This window comes from Seonamhaeicola sp. ABD4_340 (assembly GCF_056312135.1).
The window spans coordinates 1,094,888-1,119,663 of record NZ_CM149981.1; the positions used below are offsets into that span (position 1 = coordinate 1,094,888).

The 24,776-nt window shown below is 31.8% G+C and carries 17 protein-coding genes and 1 tRNA gene; 15 read left to right on the top strand and 3 right to left on the bottom strand.

Translation table 11 applies throughout. The features are described 5' to 3' along the window. Positions 1-68: 68 nt before the first annotated feature. From ACYX4H_RS04770 to ACYX4H_RS04805, 8 genes are all read left to right on the top strand, one after another. Positions 69-3,563, top strand: coding sequence for a SusC/RagA family TonB-linked outer membrane protein (locus tag ACYX4H_RS04770; RefSeq protein WP_476238072.1), 3,495 nt, complete (start codon positions 69-71; stop codon positions 3,561-3,563). 11 nt (positions 3,564-3,574) lie between these two features. After that, a complete protein-coding gene (locus tag ACYX4H_RS04775) occupies positions 3,575-4,966 on the top strand; it encodes a RagB/SusD family nutrient uptake outer membrane protein (protein WP_476238073.1) in 1,392 nt (463 codons plus the stop codon). A gap of 116 nt (positions 4,967-5,082) precedes the next feature. Next, entirely contained in the window at positions 5,083-6,477 is a 1,395-nt protein-coding gene (locus tag ACYX4H_RS04780) for a TlpA family protein disulfide reductase (RefSeq protein WP_476238074.1), read from the top strand. A gap of 74 nt (positions 6,478-6,551) precedes the next feature. Beyond that, complete coding sequence (locus ACYX4H_RS04785) at positions 6,552-7,766, top strand: thioredoxin family protein (protein ID WP_476238076.1); 1,215 nt, start codon at positions 6,552-6,554, stop codon at positions 7,764-7,766. A gap of 43 nt (positions 7,767-7,809) precedes the next feature. Continuing rightward, entirely contained in the window at positions 7,810-8,886 is a 1,077-nt protein-coding gene (locus ACYX4H_RS04790; protein ID WP_476238078.1) for a TlpA family protein disulfide reductase, read from the top strand. Positions 8,887-8,990: 104 nt separating this feature from the next. Then, a complete protein-coding gene (locus ACYX4H_RS04795; protein WP_476238080.1) occupies positions 8,991-10,199 on the top strand; it encodes a thioredoxin family protein in 1,209 nt (402 codons plus the stop codon). Between the two features lie 378 nt (positions 10,200-10,577). After that, the gene (locus tag ACYX4H_RS04800) at positions 10,578-13,721 is read left to right on the top strand and encodes a TonB-dependent receptor (protein WP_476238082.1); all 3,144 of its coding nucleotides are present in this window, start codon (positions 10,578-10,580) and stop codon (positions 13,719-13,721) included. A gap of 127 nt (positions 13,722-13,848) precedes the next feature. Next, on the top strand, positions 13,849-14,868 hold the full coding sequence (locus tag ACYX4H_RS04805) for an alkaline phosphatase D family protein (RefSeq protein ID WP_476238084.1): 1,020 nt from the start codon (positions 13,849-13,851) through the stop codon (positions 14,866-14,868). Positions 14,869-14,953: 85 nt separating this feature from the next. Here ACYX4H_RS04805 and ACYX4H_RS04810 read toward each other — a convergent pair whose 3' ends face one another. The 3 genes from ACYX4H_RS04810 to rseP all read right to left on the bottom strand — a co-directional run bounded on the left by ACYX4H_RS04810 (position 14,954) and on the right by rseP (position 17,327). Then, a complete protein-coding gene (locus ACYX4H_RS04810) occupies positions 14,954-15,568 on the bottom strand; it encodes a Crp/Fnr family transcriptional regulator (RefSeq protein WP_476238086.1) in 615 nt (204 codons plus the stop codon). A gap of 265 nt (positions 15,569-15,833) precedes the next feature. After that, positions 15,834-15,907: transfer RNA gene (locus ACYX4H_RS04815), tRNA-Asn, on the bottom strand. Between the two features lie 73 nt (positions 15,908-15,980). Further along, positions 15,981-17,327, bottom strand: a complete 1,347-nt coding sequence (gene rseP / locus ACYX4H_RS04820; RefSeq protein ID WP_476238088.1) for an RIP metalloprotease RseP — start codon at positions 17,325-17,327, stop codon at positions 15,981-15,983. Positions 17,328-17,498: 171 nt separating this feature from the next. On the opposite strand from rseP, the gene ACYX4H_RS04825 reads away from it, so the two are divergent. The 7 genes from ACYX4H_RS04825 to ACYX4H_RS04855 all read left to right on the top strand — a co-directional run bounded on the left by ACYX4H_RS04825 (position 17,499) and on the right by ACYX4H_RS04855 (position 24,764). After that, positions 17,499-18,173, top strand: a complete 675-nt coding sequence (locus ACYX4H_RS04825; RefSeq protein ID WP_476238089.1) for an SCO family protein — start codon at positions 17,499-17,501, stop codon at positions 18,171-18,173. Positions 18,174-18,270: 97 nt separating this feature from the next. After that, entirely contained in the window at positions 18,271-18,504 is a 234-nt protein-coding gene (locus tag ACYX4H_RS04830; protein WP_475295179.1) for a FeoA family protein, read from the top strand. Beyond that, entirely contained in the window at positions 18,501-20,603 is a 2,103-nt protein-coding gene (feoB, locus tag ACYX4H_RS04835) for a ferrous iron transport protein B (protein ID WP_476238091.1), read from the top strand. The genes ACYX4H_RS04830 and feoB overlap by 4 nt, the downstream gene beginning before the upstream one ends. 42 nt (positions 20,604-20,645) lie before the next feature. Next, complete coding sequence (locus ACYX4H_RS04840; protein WP_476238092.1) at positions 20,646-20,783, top strand: FeoB-associated Cys-rich membrane protein; 138 nt, start codon at positions 20,646-20,648, stop codon at positions 20,781-20,783. 72 nt (positions 20,784-20,855) lie between these two features. After that, positions 20,856-21,728, top strand: coding sequence for a 3-keto-disaccharide hydrolase (locus tag ACYX4H_RS04845; RefSeq protein ID WP_476238093.1), 873 nt, complete (start codon positions 20,856-20,858; stop codon positions 21,726-21,728). 134 nt (positions 21,729-21,862) lie between these two features. Beyond that, positions 21,863-22,522, top strand: a complete 660-nt coding sequence (locus tag ACYX4H_RS04850) for a metal-dependent transcriptional regulator (protein ID WP_476238094.1) — start codon at positions 21,863-21,865, stop codon at positions 22,520-22,522. 25 nt (positions 22,523-22,547) lie between these two features. After that, positions 22,548-24,764, top strand: coding sequence for a TonB-dependent receptor (locus tag ACYX4H_RS04855; protein WP_476238096.1), 2,217 nt, complete (start codon positions 22,548-22,550; stop codon positions 24,762-24,764). Positions 24,765-24,776 lie beyond the last annotated feature (12 nt).

The window sequence follows — 24,776 nt, forward strand, 5'->3', positions numbered from 1 at the left end:
TCAAATTTATGAAAATTAAATTTATTCGAGTTCCTATAAACTATAGGAAACAACTCTCTTTGATGCTTATGAAAACCTTCATTTTTTTATTTTGCGCCTTATCCTTTGGGTTTAACTCTAACAACAGTTTTTCACAAAACATCAAAATAAACATTGATGAAGAACAAGAAATATCTGTTATTGAAGTTTTTGAACTTATAAAAGAAAAAACAAACTATAGGTTTATTTATAAAACCGAAGATTTTAAAAACGCCCCAGAAATTCACTTAAAAAAAGGTATTATTACGGTTCATAATTTGTTATCAAAAAGTCTATCGTTTAGCAACTATGTTTATGAACTAACACCTAACAAAACCATAGTTTTAAAACAAAAAGATTTTATTAGGCAGGGTATTTATCAGCAGCAAATAAAAGGTACTGTAAAAGATAAAAATGGAGCGCCACTACCAGGAGCTAACATAACTATTACTACTGCCAGTGGCGATTTCATTAAAGGTGTAGCGGCAGACTTTGATGGCGGCTTTACCATTACAGCATTAAAAGGCTATATTATTAAAGTATCATTTATTGGCTTTTTAACTCAAGAGTTTGTGGTAGACAACCAAACAGAACTTAACGTAGTACTTAAGGAAAACGCCAATGAGCTTGATGAAGTAGTACTTAGCACAGGATATCAAAAAATTTCTAAAGAACGTGCCGCTGGGTCATTTAACAAAGTATCTGAAAAACAACTTGAAAATAGAATAGCCCAAAGTCTTTTAACAAAACTAGAAGGACAAGCAGCAGGTTTACTTTTTGATTTTGATGCAGATGGTAACCAAACCCCAGTTATTAGAGGTATTAGTACAATAAATGCCAATAGTAAACCATTAATTGTAGTTGATGGTTTCCCTATTACCCAAGGAATAGAATCTCTTAACCCAAACGATATACAAGATATTACTATCTTAAAAGACGCCGCTGCCGCTTCTATTTGGGGTATACGTGCAGCAAACGGTGTTATTGTAATTGCTACTAAAAAAGGAGAAAAAAACCAACAAACTTCAATAGATTTCTCAACAAATTTCTCAATTACACCTCATAATGATATTATGGATTACCAATACGGTTCTACAGATGATTTATTAGCATTAGAGAAACATAAAGGTTTAAATAATTTTCTTAGGTTACCTCAAGGGTTTAGTCAACCGCCTTTAACCGAATCTCAAGAAGCCTATATGAGAGCGGGACTTGGAGAAATTACCGAGGCAGAAGCAGATGCAATTGCTAATAATTATAGAGGTATAGATAGCAGAAGACAATTTGAAGATTTATTTATGAACGATGCCACTTGGACACAGTATAACTTTGCAGTATCAGGAGGAGGAGAACACAGTTCTTACAGAAGTTCAATTGCCTATAATAAAAATAAAAATATAGGCTCTTTTACAGGAAATGATCGTGAGGAAATTTTAGCTAATATCCGCAGTATTTCAAATCTTACAGATAAATTAACATTTACAGGGTATATTGGTTTTAATACCATCAATCAATACTCTAATGGAATGAATTTTGGCGAATTAAGTACTTTGCAACAATATCAAAATATTGTTGATACAGACGGGAATTATTTAACTCAACATTTTTCTTTTAACCAAGACTTTAAAGAGCAACAGGTTGCTTTAGGTTTTCCTTATGACTGGAACTACAATTTAAAACGAGAACACGATAATAAAAATAACCGAACAAAAAGTACATTAATGCGTTTGCAAGCAGCATTAAAATATGATATTACTGATAATTTATCTATAGAAGGTTCTTACCAGTATGAATATTCAAATGCCGAAGCTACACGCCTTTTTAATGAAGAAACTTACCTAACACGAAGTACTGTAAACAGATTTACGGCATTTGATGAAAACAATGAATTGGTAAGCACTATTCCCACAGGAAGTATTATTGAAAAAGGACATAACTATAATAAATCACATTCGGCAAGATTTCAATTAAATTTTGACAAATCGTTTAACAATGGTTTACACCAAGTAAATGCTATTGGAGGTTATGAGCTTCGTCAAGTTTTAGTTAATGGTAATACATCTAGAAACTATGGGTTTGATACCCAGTCTCTCTCTTTTGGAAACGTCCCTTATGGAGAGTTTGTTAATGTAACACCTGGTTTTGCACCTCAAATTATTGAAGACCCTGCAAGATATATAGAAGCTGAAAATCGTTTTATTTCATATTACGCCAATGGAGGCTACACTTTTGATAGAAAATATACACTTAACGCCAGTATCCGTTTAGATGATGCTAACTTGTTTGGAGCAAGCGAAGAGTATCGTAATATTCCTTTATTTTCCGTTGGAGGCAAATGGAATCTTTTAAGAGAAAACTTTATTAATAACGACGTTTTTAGTGCATTAGCATTAAGAGCAACTTACGGAAGTAATGGTAATGTTGATACCTCTACAAGCCCATTTTTACAAGCTTCTATTGCTAGAGATTTTACAAGCGGTAATTTATTTGGTTATGTTTCAAATGTAAAAAATCCTAATTTAAGATTAGAAAAAACATACGTTACTAATATTGGAATAGACTATGGTTTCTTTAACAACAAACTTAGAGGAAGTATTGAATACTACAATAAAAAAAGTGAAGACTTATTATCTAACGTATCCTTTTCTTCTACCTATGGCTTTAACTCAGCACTTATTAATGCTGGAGAAATGACAAACAAAGGTATTGATGTTAATGTGCAAGTTGCGGTAGTAAACACAAAAGACTTTAGCTTTAATACAACCGTTAATTTTAGTTATAATGAAAATGAAATAACCAAAGTAGATACACCTACTCAAAACGTTAACACAGTACTAACTTTTATAGAACCTATACAAAACAAACCATTAAGATACTTATACAGTTTTAGTTATGCTGGTTTAGATGCAAACGGAGATCCTGGAGGATATAACGAAAATGGTGAATTAATTAATGTAAGAGGTCAAAAATTAGTTAACGGTGTTTTAGAAGATGGAAATAATATTACCAATATAGAGGCACTAAACTACGAAGGTACTACACTACCTAGGTATTATGGCTCTTGGATTAACAACTTTACTTATAAAAATTTATTTCTTAAAACATTAACCACCTTTAAATTGGGGCATGTATTTAGAAACACAGACATTTTAAACTTACACTCAGCTACAAATTTAACTTCTTATGGTACTGCCCATGTACACAGAGATTTTGCAAATAGATGGCAAAACCCTGGTGATGAAGAATTTACTGAAATACCAAGACTATGGGACACAGCTCAAGATACATTTAATGATGGGTACAGATATTATTCATTAGGAAATACATTAGTAGATAATGCATCACACATTAGAATAAAAGAAATAGTTTTTGGGTATAATTTTGATAAAAATTTAACAACCAAATTAGGTTTACAACGCCTAAGTTTAAGTTTGCAAGCACGTAATTTAGGGGTTATTACTTTTAACAAGTGGGGTAAAGATCCTGAGAGTTTAATTTTACCTATACAACCTACCTATTCATTAAATTTTACGGCTAACTTCTAAAAATTAAAACTATGAAAAAAATATATATATTATTATTGGGTTTAATTATTTTTACTTCTTGTGATAGAGAAGAATGGTTAGATATTAAACCAAAAGGAGTTGTAATTCCAACAAAAGTAAATGACTACAGGCTTTTACTAGATCAGGTATCTACAAGGTTTGGAGCTATTTCTCCAGTGCTCACTGGTGCCTATTCAAATACAGATTTACTATCTGATGATTTTGTAATTGCAGACGATTTAACTGATAGATTTGGAGTTGAAGACCTTAGAACATACACTTGGGAAAACAACATATTTGATATAACAGAAGAAGATGATGATTGGGCACGTTTGTACGGTCAAATTTACGTTACTAATATTGTTATTGAAGAAGTATTAGATGCCGACGGGAAGTTAGAGGAAAAGAAACAATTGGAGGCAGAAGCCAGAATACATCGTGCATTTGCTTATTTTTCTTTAGCAAACATGTATGGCTTACATTACAATCCGGCTACAGCATCATCTAATTTAGCAGTACCTCTTAGATTAAATTCAGACCTAGAAGGCGTAGATTTCAGTAGAGCCTCTGTACAAGAAATTTATGATTTTATAGTTGATGAAGTAGAAACTTCAATTGCAGATTTACCTGATATTTTTCAAGAAAATACTTTTAAACACCGCCCAACAAAACTAAGTGCCAATATACTACTTGCGCGTATATATCTTTACATGGCTGAATACGAAAAAGCAAGAGAGGCTGCCAATAATGCGTTAGCCATTTATAATGTGCTAAGTGACTACAATACTTATGGTTTGAGATTTTCAGTTCTAAATGTGCCTCGTAATTTTGATGACCCTGAAGTAGCTTGGAATAAAAATGCGAACACGTATAACATGAGAATTCTAACAGATGAACTTCTTAATTTGCATGACCAGGACGATTTAAGACTTACTAAATATGCTCAAATTTCAATTTTCTTTGGTATTCAAAAACCTGGGTTAGCATTGGGTTATCATTACTTTTCAGGACATAAAGCCAATGGATTTACTACTGCTGAAGCCTTATTAATAAGAGCAGAGTGTAATGCCCGTTTAGGGCAACCAGGACTAGCTGTAAACGATTTAAATACGCTTAGAGAAAAGAGATTTGCTACTGGAACGTATACCCCAATTACAAGTACAGATGCTGATGAAGTACTAGATTTGGTAAAACTTGAAAGACGTATTGAATTTGTGGGCGGTGGCTTACGTTTCTTCGACATAAAACGCTATAACGAGTTTGATAATGCAAACATTTCAATTACGCATACCTTAGCGGGTGAATCGCATACACTTGCTCCTGGAGACAAAAACTGGGCACTTCCTGTTGCTCAAATCTATATTCTATCAAATCCTGAAATAGGCGAGAATGTAAGAGATTAACAGTTACTAACATATAAAGCTATCTAAAGTAGTTGTACTTCTGTCACTACAAATAAGATTAGTGCCATAGTAATAAACTATTATAGGTAGCTTTTCTTTTAAAAAACATATTCAAATTGAAAATTTATAAATGTATTACCGTTGTTGCCTTTTTGGTACTACTATTTGGGTCTTGTAAACAAAAATTATCTACTTCTGAATATACAGTTATTTCAGGAAAAATAGAAAACACAAATGGCGGAGAATTAACCATTATGTTTAGAGATGAGTTTAAAGAATTTATCAAAATAAATAAAGACGGATCTTTTTCAGACACCTTAGATATTAAAGATGGACATTACATCATTATATGCGGAAATACATCTACTGGAGCTTATATAACCAAAGGTGGTAATGTTAATTTCACCGCTAGCGAAAAAGACTTTATTAATACCTTAACTTTTAAAGGTGATTATGCAGATTTAAATAATTATTTTGTTGAAAGAGGTAAAGCTGAAAATTATTTTAGGTCTAATGCAAAGGACTATTATGATAAAGATGAAGATACCTTTGTAAAGATGATAACTAATGATAAAAAGCAATTAGAAAACAAGTTAAATGCCCTTGACAATGTACCTGCAGATATCAAAGAAAAAGAGTTAAGACATTTAGCGTACAAAAACCTAGAGTACAAATATATGTACCAAGCATTTTACCACAAGAGATCTCCTGGTAATGAAAATTACAAAGCATCTAAAGGTTTCATGAAAGCGATAAATGAGATTCCTACAGATAAGCCAGAGGATTATAAATACTCTGCAGCATATTACTATTTAATGACATATGTTATTCTTGGAAACAGAACCAACCAAGAATACGAAAAGAATAAAGAAGCGGGTTACCTAGAGGCTTTTAATAATGCAGCGTTAACCATAGAAAGCGAAGATTTACGTAATCTTTTGCTATATGATAATATCATAGGGAAACTTCAAAGAGTACCAAACAAAAAAGAATTTTATGAAAACTTCATGAATATTTCTACTAATGATACTCATAAAGCTCTTATCACCAAACGGTATAATGAATTATCTTTTTTAAATCCTGGAAACCCATCTCCTAAGTTTACAGACTATGAAAATTACAATGGCGGAACAACGTCTTTAGAAGATTTTAAAGGTAAATACGTGTATATAGACATTTGGGCAACATGGTGCGGACCATGTAAATATGAAATTCCTTTTTTACAAAAAATAGAAAAGCAATATCATGATAAAAACATTGCGTTTATAAGTATTTCTGTAGATAAAAAAGCAGACTACCAAGCTTGGAAAAACATGATTAAAAACAAACAGATGTCTGGAATACAATTGTTTGCAGATAGAGCCTTCGAATCAGAGTTTATAAAATCTTATAAAATTAGTGCCATTCCTCAGTTTATATTATTAGATCCAAACGGAAACATAGTTAAATCTCAGGCTCCAAGACCTTCTGACGATAAATTAATAGACTTATTCAAGGAGTTAGGCATATAGAAACATCTAAGATATATTATTCTGCTACTTATGCTTAAGTACTAGAAAGTAATAAATAATGTAAAAGAAAAAACATGAAAAAAATAGTATTTATTGTTGGAGTACTTATTATAAGTTACAGTAGCTTTTCGCAAGGCATTACATTTGAAACTGGAAGTTTTAATCAAGCTTTAACAAAAGCCAAAAAGGAAAATAAATATTTATTTGTTGATTTTTATACAGTTTGGTGTGGACCTTGCAAAAAAATGAATAAAGAAGTTTTTCCTCAAGAAAAAGCTGGGAATTACTTTAACGAAAACTTAATTTCTATAAAAATAGATGCTGAAAAAGGAGAAGGTGTAGAATTAAAAAAGCAATATAACGTTCAAGCTTATCCTACCATGCTTTTTCTAAACAACAGCGGCAAAGAGCTTTATAGAATGGTTGGAGGTAAATCATTAGAAGAGTTTATTACAGGCACAAAAAACGCTTTAAACCCAGTTAAAAGATTAGATGTATTAACCAAAAAATACAATGAAGGAGAGCGCAATTTAGAATTTGTATTAAGTTACATAAACGCTTTAAATGATGCTTTTGATAATAAAACTAGCGCAGAAGTTTCTAAAGAACTAGTTAAATCCTTGCCCATAGAAAAGTTCAATACAAAAAAAATGTTCAACATATTGGCTAACACCGATATTGAATATAACTCTGAAGCCTTTAACTACATAGTAAAAAACAATAAACAACTATTGGCTAATGTTAATAGTTGGAATTATAACAAAACTGTTATTAATACTGTTTCAAAACATTTAACTAATAAAGCAAAAACAGTTTCTACACTTGAAGAATTAAAACATGAAATTAAAAAGGTTAATAAGAGGGTTTCTTTTTTAGAAGAAAAACAACTAGAATCGTTAGAAAAAGAAAGTACCTATAAATTCTTTACTACCCAAAAAGATTTTAAAAATTGGTTTCAACTTAAAATGCAAGAAGCCAATAAATACAAAGGAACAGAAGATTATAAGTATAGACTTCACACCATAGGTTCAGATGCACTTGGAATTCCAGCATTTATTGATTCTGACGATTGTATAAACCGCGTATTTAAAATGGCCAATACTTTGGTAGCCAATAAAGACAGCTTCATAATTGGCAACCTATTACTTGCAAAGGTTTACTTTAAACTAAAGGATAAAGAAAAAGCTATGAATTGCCTTAATATTTTTATTGATAAACATGGATTAGCTGGAGACCGTAAAGCATATACTTCAATTAGTATGTTAAAAACAGCTATTGAAAGTTTGTAGTACACATTAAAAAAAAATAAAACAGACTTAAATTTTCAAAAAAATGAAAAAAATAAAATTAGCCATTTTTGGCCTGCTACTATTATCTATTACAGCTTGTAATACAAAAAAAGAAGTTCCTTTAACCACTAGTAAAATAGAAGTACACACCAATGGTTTAAGCTCAGGAGAAATAACTATAGCGCCCTACCAACGGGTACAAAGCAGAGAAGAATACAATAAATTTACCATAAAAGATTCTTTAAAAAACAACATATCTGTTATTGAAATAGATACAGCACAAGCCATAAGACGTGTAACTTTAAAGTATAACAACAAAACCTATAACACTGAACTTTTTACAGGTACTGGCACATATAAATTAATTATTAAAAACGATAGTCTTATAGTACAAGGAGCTCCAAGACATAACGAATTTTTAAAAATTAGTGAAACGTTAGGAATACCTAAAATGGAACGTTTAAAATATAAAAAAGACCCAACCGAAGCCGAAATCAATTTTATTGATAATTACGCAAACAACCTTATTGCTACCATAAAAAAACACCCTAAAAACATAGCGTTAGCGCAAACTGCTTACGGGCAATTTTGGAGTGCAGATGCCACAACGCTTGACTCTGTTATAAGTAGTTTTGACACTAGTTTACATAACAATTACTTCTTAGCCCCATTGGTGGAACGTCGTAAAAATTTAGATTTAGTAAAAGTGGGGCAACCAGCACCTAACTTCACCTTAAAAAGTATAGAAAATAAAGACATTTCATTATCAGATTATAAAGGCAAATACCTTTTAATAGATTTTTGGGCCTATTGGTGCATACCATGCATAAAAGGTTTTCCAGAACTAAAAGAAATTAGAAAAACATACACTGAAGACAAACTTGCTATTTTAAGCATTAGTACAGATAAAAATTATGATAAATGGGTTGAAGCTGTTGAAAAACACAAATTACCATGGACACAAGTTATTGATGATGCTAATTTACCTGTAGATATAGGCTCAAAATACACAGTTGTTGCCATTCCGCATTTAATATTAATATCACCCGAAGGCACCATAATTTACAAACACCAATACACTGATAATTTAACCAATGAATTAGCAAAAATTTTAAACTAAGTTAACCATTAGCTTTGGTGTTTTAAAAAAACAAACTTTAACATTTCTTTACAAGAGTTTATAAGCACCTAAACGTCTTAGCTTTATAACATAAAAACAAAATAATGAAAAAAATTATAGTTCTATTCGTAGTTACATTAGCTTATAACCTAACATTTTCACAAGGTGTTTCGTTTGAACATTCATCATTTAACGAAGCATTAGCAAAAGCTAAAAAAGAAAACAAATTGTTATTTATGGACTGTTACACCACCTGGTGCGGCCCTTGTAAATGGATGACAAAAGAAATATTTCCGCAAGAAGAAGTAGGCAACTTTTTTAACGAAAATTTTATAAGCATTAAAGTAGACATGGAAAAAGGCGAAGGCATAGATTTAAATAAAAAATATGCTATAAAAGCCTACCCAACTTTACTATTTATTGATGGCAATGGAAATGCAGTACACAAATTAGTAGGCGGTAAACAAGCTATAGATTTAATTGAAGGTGCAAAATCTGCCCTAAACCCTAACTTAAGAATTGATTTTTTAAAAGAAAAATACAATACTGGCAATAAAGATTACAACTTTTTAATCACCTATTTAAAAGCTTTAAATGATCAACATGATAATGAAACTGCAGCTATTGTTGCAAAAGAAATTATAGAACAAACATCATTAGATAAATTTATGACTAAAGATTTGTTTTATGTAATAGCATCAGCACAATACCCATATAAATCTAAAGAGTACAACTATCTACTAAAAAACAAATTACAAATAAAAAAAATAACTGAAGATTACAATTACAGCAGTGTTTTAGGGAGCCCCATAATGGCACATTTGCAAGCTTTTGCAAAAACCAGTAAAAATTTAAAAAAGTTATATGCTGAAATTGAAAATTGCAACAAACAATTTGACATGAATGCTTTTGGCGACATATCAAAAAACCTAACCTATACTTTTTACATTGAGAATAACCAACTAGAAAAATGGTATAACAGTAAAATTGAAGATGTTGAAGCTTTAAAAAATGAAAAAAGCTACATATATGTTTACAATGGCATATGCGATGAAATTTTAAGAACCCCTAAACTAGCTGCAGAATCAAAAATTTTTAATGACTTTTTAAAGAAAGCCCAAGGTTTTTCAACAAATGAAGAAACTGGTATAATAATGGGTAATTTAATGCTTGCTAAACTATACCTTCATAAAAAAGAAAAAGAAAACGCATTAAATGCTTTTAACATTTTCTTTGAGGAGAACAAAAAAGCAGGTGGTAATAATAACCATCCCTCGGTGTCTAATCTAAGAAAGGCCATTGAAACTATTTAAAAGTATAGTTGTGTTGCATAAAAAACCACGCCCTAAGCGTGGTTTTTTTATAGTACTAAATATGAAAAGTAAACAATAATGCGTTTTTAAAAACATGTGAGGAATAAAACAATACCATAAAAAACTTACAAACCAAAGTTTACCTAATGTTAAAACATAAACTAAAATCAAATATTAACATAAAATTAAAACTTATAAAAGTTTTTTTACAAACTAACCCACTTTAAAACAAACAACTAAACAAGCCGTAAAAACAATAAACATTATTAAAACTTAAACTAAATGTTAACTTTTGTATGGTGTTAAAAATTAACATTGACCCACTAACCCTGTTGTATAGTTTTGCCTGCTCCAAAAAACAAATATTAAACAACAGAAATGAAAACAACAAACAAAATTTTAGTTTTAATAACTATAGTTTTATGCTCATTATCAGCTTTTTCCCAATCAACAAATGCATCAATTAAAGGAAAAATAACTGATACTAACAGCGAGCCTTTATTAGGTGTAAACATAATAATTCAAAACACAGCTACGGGTTTTAAAACAGGTGCCAACACCAATATGGAGGGTGATTTTATCTTACAGCAATTACCTCTTGGCCCTTACACAATTAAAATTTCTTATATAGGCTTTAAAACCGTTACTCAAAACGATTTAGAGTTAAACTTAAGCGATGAAATTGTATTAAATATTAAACTAGAAGAAAGTGCCTACGATTTAGATGCTGTAGTTTTAAAAACCAGCGGAACGACAAAACGTATTAAACAACTGGGGGCTTCAACAAAAATTAGTAGTCAACAAATTAAAAGCTTACCTGCCGAGGGTAGAAATTTTACCCGTTTAACAAGTTTATCGCCTTTACAAGGAGGTGGCTCTTTAAATTTGGGGGGACAAAGAAGAACATCTACTAACATTACCATTGATGGCGCAAACGCCCGTAACACTTTAACTGCTGGCGAAGTGGGTCGTGGCCCTTTTACTATTTCACAAGAAGCCATTAGAGAATTTGAAGTTTCAACTAATGATTATACTGTAACCCAAGGGCGTCAAAGTGGAGGCTCTTTAAATGCGGTGACTAAATCTGGTACAAACGAATTTCATGGTAGTGCATTTGGCTTTTATAGAGCCGATGCTTTACAAAGCAAATACAACATAAGAGGGCAAGAAAGAGATGCAGATTTTTACACCTTACAAACAGGAATTAGCTTAGGTGGCCCAATAATTAAAGATAAATTGCACTTTTTTACAACTTACGAAAGACAAGATTCTGGTAGCCCAGTTACCATTGCAGATATACAATCTGAAGATGATGAAAACCGCTATGGCGTTACACAAGAAAATTTAGATAGGTTTTTAAACATTGCCAGAACTCAATACGGGGTAAGTAATGACAAACAAGTAGGGCAATTTGATAGAGAAAGACGAGCACATAACTTATTTGTTCGTTTAGATTGGCAAATTAATAATAAGCACACCTTAACGTTCAGAAACTTATACAATCAATATGAAAGCCCTATGAATACCAGTGACAACTCAAACTTTGAGATTGCTGAAACTTGGTCTGATTTTGAATCGCATGAAAATAGTACGTTATTATCATTACGTTCTATATTTTCAGAATCAGTAACCAATGAATTTAAGGTACAATACCAACATGCAGAACGTTCTTATCTACCAAGTTCTCAGTTACCAAGTGCCAACATTCCACGTGCTATTGTTGATGTAACTTCAGATTTACCAAACGGAAACACAAGATCTAGAACATTTCAGTTAGGAGGACAACGTTACTCTCCAGAAACCAACTTAGAGAAACAAGTTCATATTGCCAATATCACTTACTTAAACACAGATAAAGTAAACTACACTTTTGGTACAGACAATACCATTTCATATCTAGAAACACTATTATCAAATGAACAAAACGGGCGTTTCTTTTTTGATTCTTTAGATGATTTTGAAAATCAAGTTGCAAGCAGATATGCTAGAGAAGTGCCTCTAACAGGCGTACCTCCTATAGTAGAACAAACCGTTTACGATTTATCTTTGTTTGCTGAAGCAGATTTTAACATTAATAAAAACATTAATGTAATTGCAGGCTTACGTTGGGATGCTACTATATTTTCTAAAGCAGGCGCATTCAATCCTGTAGTTTATGACGAATTAGGAATAAGCACAAATAACCAACCTACAGATTTTGATAATATTCAACCAAGACTACAAATGACTTGGAACATTAATGGCAACGATAAAGATATTTTAAAACTTGGTGGCGGCGTATTTTCATCACAACCACATTATTATGCGCAAGTAAACAACATTCAAAATAGCGGTGTATTATTAGGTGCCATTGACGTGTCTGGAGACAATGTGCCTACTCCAAATTTTGAAGGTTACAGACAAGACCCATCTACAGTTCCTGGTGTACCTGATGGCGAAACACCCTTTTCAACTATTAATGCTGTAAGTGATGATTTTGAAGTTCCAACAACATTTAAAGCTAATTTAAACTATACACACTTTTTTGACAATGGAATTTATGTTGGAATAAATGCTTTATTAAGTCATACAAAAAACAACTATACCTACCAAGAAGCTAATTTGGTTGATACACCATATTTTACAACACCTAACGGAAGAGATGTATTTGTACCTGCTAATACCATTGGCAGTAATGGTAGAGTAGACTGGAAGGCCTCAAGAAAGACTGATAAAGTAGGACGCGCTTTATTATTAACATCAGATGGAATATTAGACCAAGCTGCATTAATTATTAATGGCGGATCTAAAATTGGTAAAGATGGATACCTAAATGCTAGTATAACCCTTAACAAAACAAAAGACAACTCTTCATATAACTGCTGTGTTGCAAACACCTCTACATTTTTACCTGTTGAAGGAGACCCAAGAACATTAAATTACGGATATTCAGACAATCACTTTGGAAGTAAAGTAATTTTAAACGGTGCAACACCAACCTGGAAAGGTTTTAAATTAGGTATTACAGCCATAGGTACTGGTGGTTCTAGATATTCTTTTAAAGTAGACAACACAACAAGTGTAAACGGAGACTTTAACTTAAGCAATGATATAGCTTACGTTTATGACCCAAACAACCCAAATACACCAACTGAAATAGCCGAAGCTTACAACCAAATATTAAACGATCCTGAAACTACAAAAGCGTATAAAGATTATTTAAAAGATAGCTTTGGTGGTTTTGCAAAAAGAAATGGTGGTAAAAACCCTTTCTATTACACTGTAGATATGCGTTTAACTAAAGATATTAAATTTTATGGTAAGCAAAATTTACAACTATCTGCAGATGTATTTAACCTAGCCAACTTATTAAATAAAGATTGGGGAGCAAGCCATAATTACGGAAACAGAGAGTTAATGAAAGTAAATGGATTTGACCAAGCAACAAAATCTTACTCATACAACGTACAAACCGGTGCAGGTACAGAGCCTATTGGTGGTACACCATGGAGACTTCAACTTGGTGCTAAATATTCCTTTTAAAGAATATTGTTAGTTGCCTTTATGCGCAATGAGAAATCATTAAACTAAAAAGGCTGGTTTACAGAAGATTTAATGCTTCTGTAAACCTTTTTTAAACAAAAATTATTAGAAACAAAAAAAATCAAAAATGAAATATATTAGTACACTTTTTTTAGTAATCCTTTTAATAACTTGTAAAAGCACAATTCAAAATAATAATAAAGTTCCCTCTAAAAAAAACACTGCAGACTTTATACTTACATTTGGATCATGCAATAAACCAAATAAAAACAATGTGCTTTGGGATGATGTTTTAAACTTAAAACCCAATGTATGGATTTGGGGTGGTGATAATATTTATGGCGATTCTGAAGACATGAATAAAATAAAAGCTGATTATGCCATGCAACAAAAACAAAATGGTTATGCAGAATTAGTAAAAAACACTAAAATTATTGGTATTTGGGACGACCATGATTTTGGTAAAAATGATGCAGGTACTGAATACCCAAAAAAGAAAGAAAGCCAACAATTGATGTTAGATTTTTTTAATGTACCAAAAAATTCTCCTAGAAGAAAGCAAGAAGGCATCTATTCTTCTGAAATTTTCAAAACTAATAAAGGCAGTATTAAAGTTATTTTACTAGATACTCGTTATTTTAGAACCGGTATTTCAAAAGCCGATATTAATGGTTCTCAAGAAAACAGAACTTTGTTAGGTGCAAAACAATGGCAATGGCTAAATAATGAATTACACAACTCTACAGCCGATTTTAATGTTATTGTTAGCAGCATACAAACTATTGCCCAAGAGCACCTTTATGAAAAATGGGCAAATTTCCCTAAAGAAAGAGAAAAATTATTAAATTTAATTGCAGAATCTAAAGCTAAAAGAGTTATACTTTTATCTGGAGATAGGCATATTTCTGAATTTTCTAAATTAAAACACACTACAATTCCTAATCCATTAATAGATTTTACGTCAAGCGGCTTAACACATGCTAGTTTCAACTTTAAAGGTGAACCAAATGCTTTGAGACATGGCGAAGTAATACACACCTATAGCTTTGGAGCTTTATATTTTGATTTTAAAAAGAAAAAAGTAACCATGCAAATGCGTGGAGATAATAACACTATACAACAGGAATTGGTGCAAGTTTACAACTAAGCCAGTTACTAAAATATAGAAAGTTTGAGTTTTTAAGTTTTTTAAAGATTGGGAATTTGCTTTTAAAAAGTAGGTTCCCTCTTTTTTATAACTTTTCTAAGGCTAAAGCAATAGATTGCCTAGTTGTACCAATTAAATCTCCTAAATCTTTTTGAGTTAATAAATTAAAAAGCACATATTCATTACCTGAATAATCATGCACTTTATTATCAAAATAAGTACTTAAATATCTTAACTTTTCTGTAGTACCTTTTTCATTAGACATTTTTACTTTTTTTTCTGCATTACACCAGCGCTTTACCAAATAGCGTATAAACCAATCTGTTAGAATGGGGTCGTCCATTACCACGCGTTTAATAAAGTCTAAATCATAAACACGTAGCTTACAATCTATCATTGTTTTAGAGTATTCGTAAAACTGTTTATTTTCTAAATATTCAAAATTCCCAAAAAAATCTCCATCTCCTAAAACTTCATAAATAAAAGGTTTTCCTTCTTGGTTGTATGTACCCAACTTTACAGCACCTCGCACTATTTGGTAAATGCTTTTTGATCTAAAAATAGCCTTATAAACATTATTACCCTTTAGTTTTATTGTTTCTGAAACATAATTGTCTAAATCAGGATAATTTTCTTTTAAGTGTTGATAAACATCAAAATTTTGAAATTTTTTTATTGTTGCAGAATGTAAATTAATCATTTTTAGCGAGAGAATAATTATGTTACAAATTCTGATTTTTAAAAAAAACAAATGTTATGATAATATTACTAGTAGCTCTCTATAACATTAAATAAATCACATCAGGTATTTTGATAAAAAATACTATTAACTTAAAACCTCTGCAGTTACTTTTTCAATTAGAAACTTTTCAACTTAATATTTACAAAAAAACACCTTTACCATAGCAATAACGTATAAAACGAAAAAAGCCTCTACATTTCTGTAAAGGCTTTTGTTTTTAACGCTCCTCAGGTTGGGCTCGAACCAACGACCCTCTGATTAACAGTCAGATGCTCTAACCAACTGAGCTACTGAGGAAGGTTTTGTTTCGCTTTTGCGAGCGCAAATATATATATTATTTTAGTTCCCACAATACTTTTTTTAAAAAATTTTAATCAAATATTGCTTTATAAATATCATTACCGTTTGCAAACAGCACTAAGGCTATTAAAATAAAGAAACCAACCATTTGTGCATACTCCATAAACTTGTCTCCTGGTTTTCTTCCTGAGATCATTTCATAGAGTAAAAACATAACATGACCACCATCTAGAGCGGGTATTGGTAATAAGTTTAAAACCCCAAGCATAATAGATAAAAAAGCTGTTATACCCCAAAAAGATTGCCAACTCCATGTGTTAGGAAAAATATCATAAATAGCTTTAAAACCACCTACACCTTTATAAGCGCCCGTACTTGGTGTAAATATAGCGCCTAATTGATCCCAATAAGATACTACTCTATCTTTTGCCTTTTTTAAACCAACAGGAAAAGATTCAAAAAAACTATAATTTATTTTATCAAACTTGTAATAACCTAAAGCTTCTAGAGTTTCGGGTGTAGATCCTGCTGCGTAAACCAAGCCTAGTTTGGCACTATCACTTACTTTAAGTGAAAGATTAAGTTCAGATTTATCTCTTAAAACCTTTGCTGTAACGTTTTGTCCTTTAAATTTTGATAGGCTTGCAACCACCTGATCACCGTATTTTGTGTTTACATCATTTAAACCAATAATAATATCGCCTTTTTTGAGTCCGCTACCTTTATTAAATGAAGTATCTGGTACTTCAACAATGGCAAAAGGTGTTCTTAAGTCTATAAATTTTCGTTCTTTAGAATCTATTAATTGTGCTAAAAAATCTTCGGGTAAAGTAACGGTGGCTTGTTGCCCATTACGTTCAATAGTAACATTTTTTCCAAACAATACTTTTTCTGATATTTCAGAGTATTTTTCAATAGTCTCACCATCAACCGCCAATATTTTATCACCCGTTAATAAGCCAGCTTCATTAGCTACTTTATTATTTATTAAAAGACCATCTTTTATATTTTCATTTGGCAAGAAGGTATCGCCATAAAAATAACTCATTCCAACGTAAATAAGTATGGCTAAAATAAAGTTAACGGTTACACCACCAAGCATAATTATTAAACGTTGCCATGCGGGTTTAGAGCGAAATTCCCAAGGTTGTGGCTCTTGTGCCATTTGCTCGGTATCCATGCTTTCATCAATCATACCCGATATTTTTACATAGCCGCCAAGTGGTAACCAACCAATACCATAAACGGTTTCGCCTATTTTCTTTTTAAATAGTGAAAATTTAACATCAAAAAACAGGTAAAACTTTTCTACTCTAGTTTTAAAAGCTTTGGCAGGTATAAAATGCCCTAATTCGTGTAAAACTATTAATAGTGATAAACTCAGTAAAAACTGAGATATTTTTATAACAAACTCCATATATTTTTAATCAAAATTTTTTTGATAACCGCACAAAAGTAATCTTTTAAACCAAGTATAAAAAGACATTTGTGTATTGCACACCTATTTAACACGAATTTAAGTAACATACATTATCTAAGTTATCTTAATTTCGTTGTATTTTTGTAATACTTATTTTTATTAAATATCATGCTTAATTTTTTTAAAGATTATAAAATATTTGCAATTGTTTTTGGCGTTATTTCTGTAATAATAGTAGCATTAATTTACAATACACTTAATGTTTACCAACCACTACCCATTTACCAGCCTGCTATGGTAAGTACTGAGCTTGTAGATAGCACCATTCAGCACAAAAAAAAATATCATAAAATAGCCAATTTTTCTTTTACCAACCAAAACGGAAAAACAATTACTCAAAAAGATTATGAGGGTAAAATTTATGTGGCCGATTTCTTTTTTACAACATGCCAAACTATTTGCCCTATTATGACCAAAAATATGGCACAAATACAAAGCGAAATTATAAATGATGATGATGTTATGCTATTATCGCACTCTGTAACACCCGAAATTGATACCGTTGCGCAACTAAAACGTTATGCTATAAAAAAAGGCGTGAATGATGCTAAATGGAATTTGGTTACAGGTAATAAAAAGGAAATTTATGCTATGGCCAGAAAAAGCTATTTGGCGGTAAAAGATAATGGTGATGGCGGCCCATTTGATATGGTACACACTGAAAACTTTATGCTAATTGATAAAAAGCGTCAAATTCGTGGGTTTTATGATGGCACCAATAAAGCTGATATTAAAAAGCTATTAAACGATATTAACCACCTACAAAAGGAATATAGCAAATAAACCCAATGTAAATTTTAAGTAAACTTTAAACGCCTAAACTTTTAAAAGTTTAAACTTTTAGTTTACTTTTGCTTCTTTAAAATCAATCTAAATAAGTTTGCAATATACCTTAGCTCATCTTAAAAAAGGTGAAACTGCTGTTATTACCGATGTTTCATCAACCGAAATTCCATTAAAATTACTAGAAATGGGTTGTTTACCTGGTAATACAGTACAATTACTACAAGTAGCACCATTTGAAGATCCTATTTACTTAAACATAAACGGATCGCATTTAGCTATTAGAAAAGAAACAGCTCACCTTATTTTAATTGAAAAAAGCACGCTATGAGTAAACAAATAAACGTTGCTTTAATAGGAAACCCTAATACAGGAAAAACCTCTGTTTTTAACGCTTTAACTGGCTTAAACCAAAAAGTAGGCAATTATCCTGGTATTACGGTTGATAAAAAAGAAGGTATTTGCAAACTACCACGTGGTTTAAAAGCACATATTTTAGATTTACCCGGAACCTACAGCTTAAATGCTTCATCACTAGATGAAAATGTGGTTATTGAACTACTTTTAAATAAAAACGATAAAGATTTCCCTGATGTAGCAGTAGTAGTTACAGATGTTGAAAACCTTAAACGCAACCTACTACTTTTTACACAAATTAAAGATTTAGAAATACCAACACTGCTAGTTATTAACATGGCAGATAGAATGCAAAAAAAAGGTATTTCATTAAATATAAATTATTTAGAAGAACAACTACACACCAAAATTGCCGTAGTAAGCACCCGGAAAAACGAAGGCATAGATACCCTTAAAGAACTCATTACCAATTATGGTATGCTAAACAATAAGCCTTGTTTAGATATTAGCACCATTGATACAGCCTATTTTCAAAACTTAAAAAAAACATTTTCCAACCAGCTACTTTACAAATTATGGTTGGTAATTACACAAGATGTTAACTTTGGAAAAATTCAGCGAAATGATTTTGATGCTCTAAACGATTTTAAAACCAAAAGCAATGCAGATTTAAAACGTTTACAACAAAAAGAAACCATAAAACGCTATCAATTTATAAACACTGTACTTAAAAAAGGATTGACAGTAAATTTAGCCAACGCTACAGATTTACGCATAAAACTAGACCGCATTTTAACACATAAAGTATGGGGTTATCTCATATTTTTTACCATTCTATTTTTAATGTTTCAAGCGGTTTATGATTGGGCAACCTACCCTACCGATGTAATAGATGAAGCATTCGCATCATTAGCTAATTGGGTAAAAAACACAATGCCCGCAGGCGCATTTACAAATTTACTTTCCGAAGGTATAATTGCTGGTATTGGCGGTGTTATGGTGTTTATTCCGCCTATTGCTTTTCTATTTTTATTTATTGCTCTCTTAGAAGAAAGTGGTTATATGAGCCGTGTTGTATTTTTAATGGATAATATTATGAAACGTTTTGGCCTTAGCGGCAAAAGCGTTGTGCCACTAATATCAGGTAACGCCTGTGCAATTCCTGCGGTAATGGCCGCCCGAAATATTGAAAACTGGAAAGAACGCCTTATTACCATTTTAGTAACACCTTTCACAACCTGTTCGGCACGTTTACCGGTTTACGTTATAATAATAGCTTTAGTAATTCCGCAAGGTACATTTTTAGGCATGAGTTACAAAGCACTAACACTCATGGGGCTGTATGTTATAGGCTTTTTAACCGCCATTATTTCTGCTTATATTTTAAACAAAGTTTTAAAAATAAAAAGCAAAACCTATTTTGTTATTGAAATGCCTAGTTATAAAATACCACTATTTAAAAACGTTTTTTATACAGTAGTTGAAAAAACTAAAACCTTTGTTTTTGAAGCCGGTAAAATAATTTTAGCCATTTCAATTATTCTATGGGTATTAGCATCAAATGGTCCGGGTGATAATTTTAATAATGCCGAAAATATTATAAAATCCCAAAACCCTTCAATCTCTAAAACTGAGTTAGAAGATAAAATATCAGCTCATAAACTAGAATATAGTTACATTGGTATTGTTGGCAGAACCATTGAACCTGCAATAAGGCCATTAGGTTATGATTGGAAAATTGGCATTGGCCTTGTAACATCATTTGCTGCCCGCGAAGTTTTTGTAGGCACATTAGCAACCATATACAGCGTTGGAAGCGCTAGTGATAATGAAGATGAAGATACCATTAAAAGCAAAATGGCAGCCGAAGTACATAATAACGGCACCAAAGTATTTACATTAGCTTCAGGTATTTCATTATTACTTTTTTATGCCTTTGCAATGCAATGCATGAGTACTTTAGCTATTGTTAAACGCGAAACTAACAGTTGGAAATGGCCTATATTACAGTTAGTTGTTATGAGCAGTTTTGCTTATATAACTGCTTTAATAGCATTTCAATTTTTGAAATAAAATACGCTTGTAATTTAAACGCTAAAAAACGACTGAAATAGCATGAACACCTTAATACAAAACATACTTGTTTTTTCAACCGTAGCAATAGCTATTCTATTTTTAATTAAAAAGTTTATGCCTAAAAAAGCTAAAACCAATAAAGGTTGCAACTCAAATTCAAACTGTGGCTGTCATTAAACCTCAATAATTTTGATTTATTGGGTTTTGCTCTTTACATTTATAACATCTAAACTAAAAACCCAACAACTAATGAGTAAAAAGCTATTATTATATTCTGCTTTATTTTTAAGTTTGAATAGCTTCGCACAAAAAAAAGCCATTAAATTATTTGATGCTAATTTAAGTCATTTTGAAAAATGGAACGGTGTTCCGCATGAAACAGTAAAAGACTTACCCAAAGGCACTTATCAATCTACCAACGTTCATACAGGTACACCTCTCGGGTTAAATAACGACATAAAAAATGTTTTCTCAATTATTACCGAAAACAACGAACCCGTATTAAAAATTACTGGCGAAATTTATGGCGGCTTAACCACAAAAGCATCTTTTGAAAATTATCACCTAAGTGTTATGTTTAAATGGGGTGATAAAAAATGGGCACCAAGATTAAATGCTAAACGCGATAGTGGTATTTTATACCATTGCTACGGAGAACACGGACGTTTTTGGAAAACCTGGAAAACATCATTAGAATACCAAGTTCAAGAAAGTGATATTGGCGATTTTATTCCAATTTCTGGCAATACAGCAACACCAAATGTTGGCGGACCAAAAGTTGAAATTAGAGGCGATTTTTCTGAAATAAAAAAGTTTAATCCAAAATCTAATATGTATTCAGATGGTAGTGGTTACATTCAAGCTTCAATGGAGCCCGATGCTCCTCATGGCGAATGGAATCATTTAGAAGTTTACGTAATTGGTAATGATGCTGTACACGTTGTTAATGGCCATATTGTAATGGTTGTTGAAAACGCTATAAACCCAGAAACTGGCAAACCATTAACTAGTGGGCAAATTCAAATACAATCTGAAGCTGCCGAATGTTACTACAAAGATTTAACCATTACACCAATTAAAAAATTCCCCAAAAGCATTAGAAAAAACGTAAGATTTAAATAATCTTCAAAAAATAAAAGTATTTAAAAACCTTTGTATAAAATAAATACAAAGGTTTTTTTATGGTCTACATTATTTTTTTAATTACATTTGAATAATTTTTTAAGCTTACTTAAAAATAATTTAAAGCAAATTGAATGTCTGTAGCCATTGAAAACTTTGTAAAGGCCATTTACAAAAACGGAAAAAGTAACACCAACAACACCAAACCGGGCAATATTGCCAAAGCACTAAATATATCGAGTGCAGCAGCCACAGATATGGCTCAAAAGCTTGCGGCAAAAGATATTATAGTTTATCAAAAATATCAGCCTTTAAAGCTTACCGAAAAAGGCAACAAAATGGCATTAAATATTGTCCGCAAACACCGTTTATGGGAAAGTTTATTATTTAAATTATTCGATTTATCGTTGCATGACATTCATCGTGAAGCCGAATTATTAGAGCATCAAACCTCCGATTTGTTAGCCGAAAAAATAAGTGATTATTTAGGCAACCCAAAATTCGACCCGCATGGAGACCCTATTCCAAACGCCAATGGCGATATTACTACGGTTGATACATCTATACTGCTTTCAAAAGCTTTAGAAGGCAAAAGCTATATTATTTCAAGGCTGTTAAGTACCGATAAAGAGTTTTTCGATTTTTGTTCGGTAAATGCCTTAAAATATGGCAATACCATTTATGTGTCAAAACAATTTACAACCAGTAAAATGACACAAATTTCAATAAATAATAACACCATCGTACTTAATAGTGATTTCACAAATATCATTTACGTAAATGAAGTCAATTAAACTGTTTTTCATATTAAATTGTATTATGTTAAGCACAGTAAGTGCGCAAAATATAATAGGTAAAGTCACTCATAAAAACGAGGTGCTTCCTTATGTAAACATCTATTTAAAAGGCACTACCAAAGGAAATGCTTCAAACGAAAAAGGAACATTTAAAATAGAAAATGTTTCCGCAGGAAATTACACCATTGTAGCATCGTTTACTGGTTTTAAAACTGCTGAAAAACAAATTACTATAAAAAATAATGAAACGCTTACTGTAAATTTTAATTTAGAAGAAGCGCAACTTTTAAACGAAGTTATTGTTACTGGAACACTAAAAGCAGTGTCGCGCTTAGAAAGCCCTGTACCTGTTGAGGTTTATAAGCCTACATTCTTCAAAAAAAACCCTACACCAAATATTTTTGAAGCGTTACAAAATGTAAATGGCGTACGCCCACAACTTAATTGCAATGTTTGCAATACGGGCGATATCCATATTAATGGTCTTGAAGGGCCATACACTCTTGTTTTAATAGACGGCATGCCTATTGTTAGTGGTTTATCTACGGTTTATGGCTTATCGGGAATTCCTAACTCGTTAATTGAGCAAGTTGAAGTTGTAAAAGGTCCTGCATCATCGCTATACGGTAGCGAAGCTGTTGGTGGTTTAATAAATATTATAACCAAATTACCCGAACATGCACCCATCTTTTTTTACGATAGTTTTGCAACCGGTTGGGGTGAAGCTAATTTTGACGTTGGTTTTAAATCGAAAGTTGGAAAAAAGGCTACTGTTTTAGTTGGTGCCAATTATTTTAAATACTCAAATCCAATTGATAATAATAACGATAATTTTACTGATGTAACCTTGCAAGATCGCATTTCGGTATTTCAAAAGTGGAATTTTAAGCGTAAAAACAATCGTTTATTTTCACTTGCTGGCCGCTATTTTTATGAAGACCGCTGGGGCGGCGAAATGCAATGGAATCCAACGTTTCGTGGTGGTAATGAAGTTTATGGCGAAAGCATTTACACCTCACGATACGAACTATTAGGAAACTACCAATTACCAACACGTGAAAAAATTAATGTTCAATTTTCGTATTCCGATCACGATCAAAATTCAGTTTACGGCAATACACCATATTTAGCCAAACAACGCATTGGTTTTGGTCAACTTATTTGGGATAAACCTTTAAAAAATCATGATTTACTTTTTGGACTCGCAGCCCGATATAATTTTTATAACGATAATACGCCAGCAACCACAACATCAGATGAAATAGTAATTCCTTCAATGTTTTTTCAAGATGAAATTACGCTAGCCAAAAAACACCACCTACTTTTAGGTGCTCGTTATGATTATGATGATAGACATGGTTTTATTTTCACACCAAGATTAGCATACCGTTTTAAACCTACTGAAGATGATATTTTAAGATTAAATGCCGGTACAGGCTTTAGAGTTGTAAATTTATTTACTGAAGACCACGCAGCATTAACAGGTTCGCGAGATGTTATTATTGAAGAAACCCTAAATCCTGAACAATCTTTAAACATAAATTTAAACTATTTAAAGAAAATTTATACCAAAACAGGACAAATAATTACCGTTGATGCATCGGCGTGGTACACACATTTTACAAATGCTATTATACCAGATTACGACACCAACCCAAACCAAATTATTTACGATAATTTAGATGGATATTCAACCTCAAAAGGCTTAAGTTTAAATATTGATGCCATTGTAGGAAGTGGCTTTAAAGCATCAATTGGCGGGACATTTCAAGACGTATCACAAACCGAAAACAACATAACAACCCGTCAAATTTTAACCGAGCGTTTTACAGGTGTATGGTCTTTATCATACAAACATTACCCAAGTAACATCACTATAGATTATACAGGTAACGTTTACGGCCCAATGCGTTTGCCAACACTAGGCGATTTAGATCCGCGTAGCGCTTTTTCACCAAATTGGAGCATTCAAAACATCCAATTAACCTATGCCAGTAAAGCTAATTTAGAATTCTATTTAGGTGTAAAAAACTTATTAAATTGGACACCAAACCAAGGCAACCCGTTTATAATAGCCAGAAGCCATGATCCTTTTGATAAAAATGTACAATTTGATAACCAAGGCAATGTTGTTCCAACCAACAATAATCCGTATGCATTAACCTTCGACCCATCGTATGTGTACGCACCAAACCAAGGGCGACGCTTATTTTTAGGATTGAGATACACCTTAAATTAATATTAAAATGAA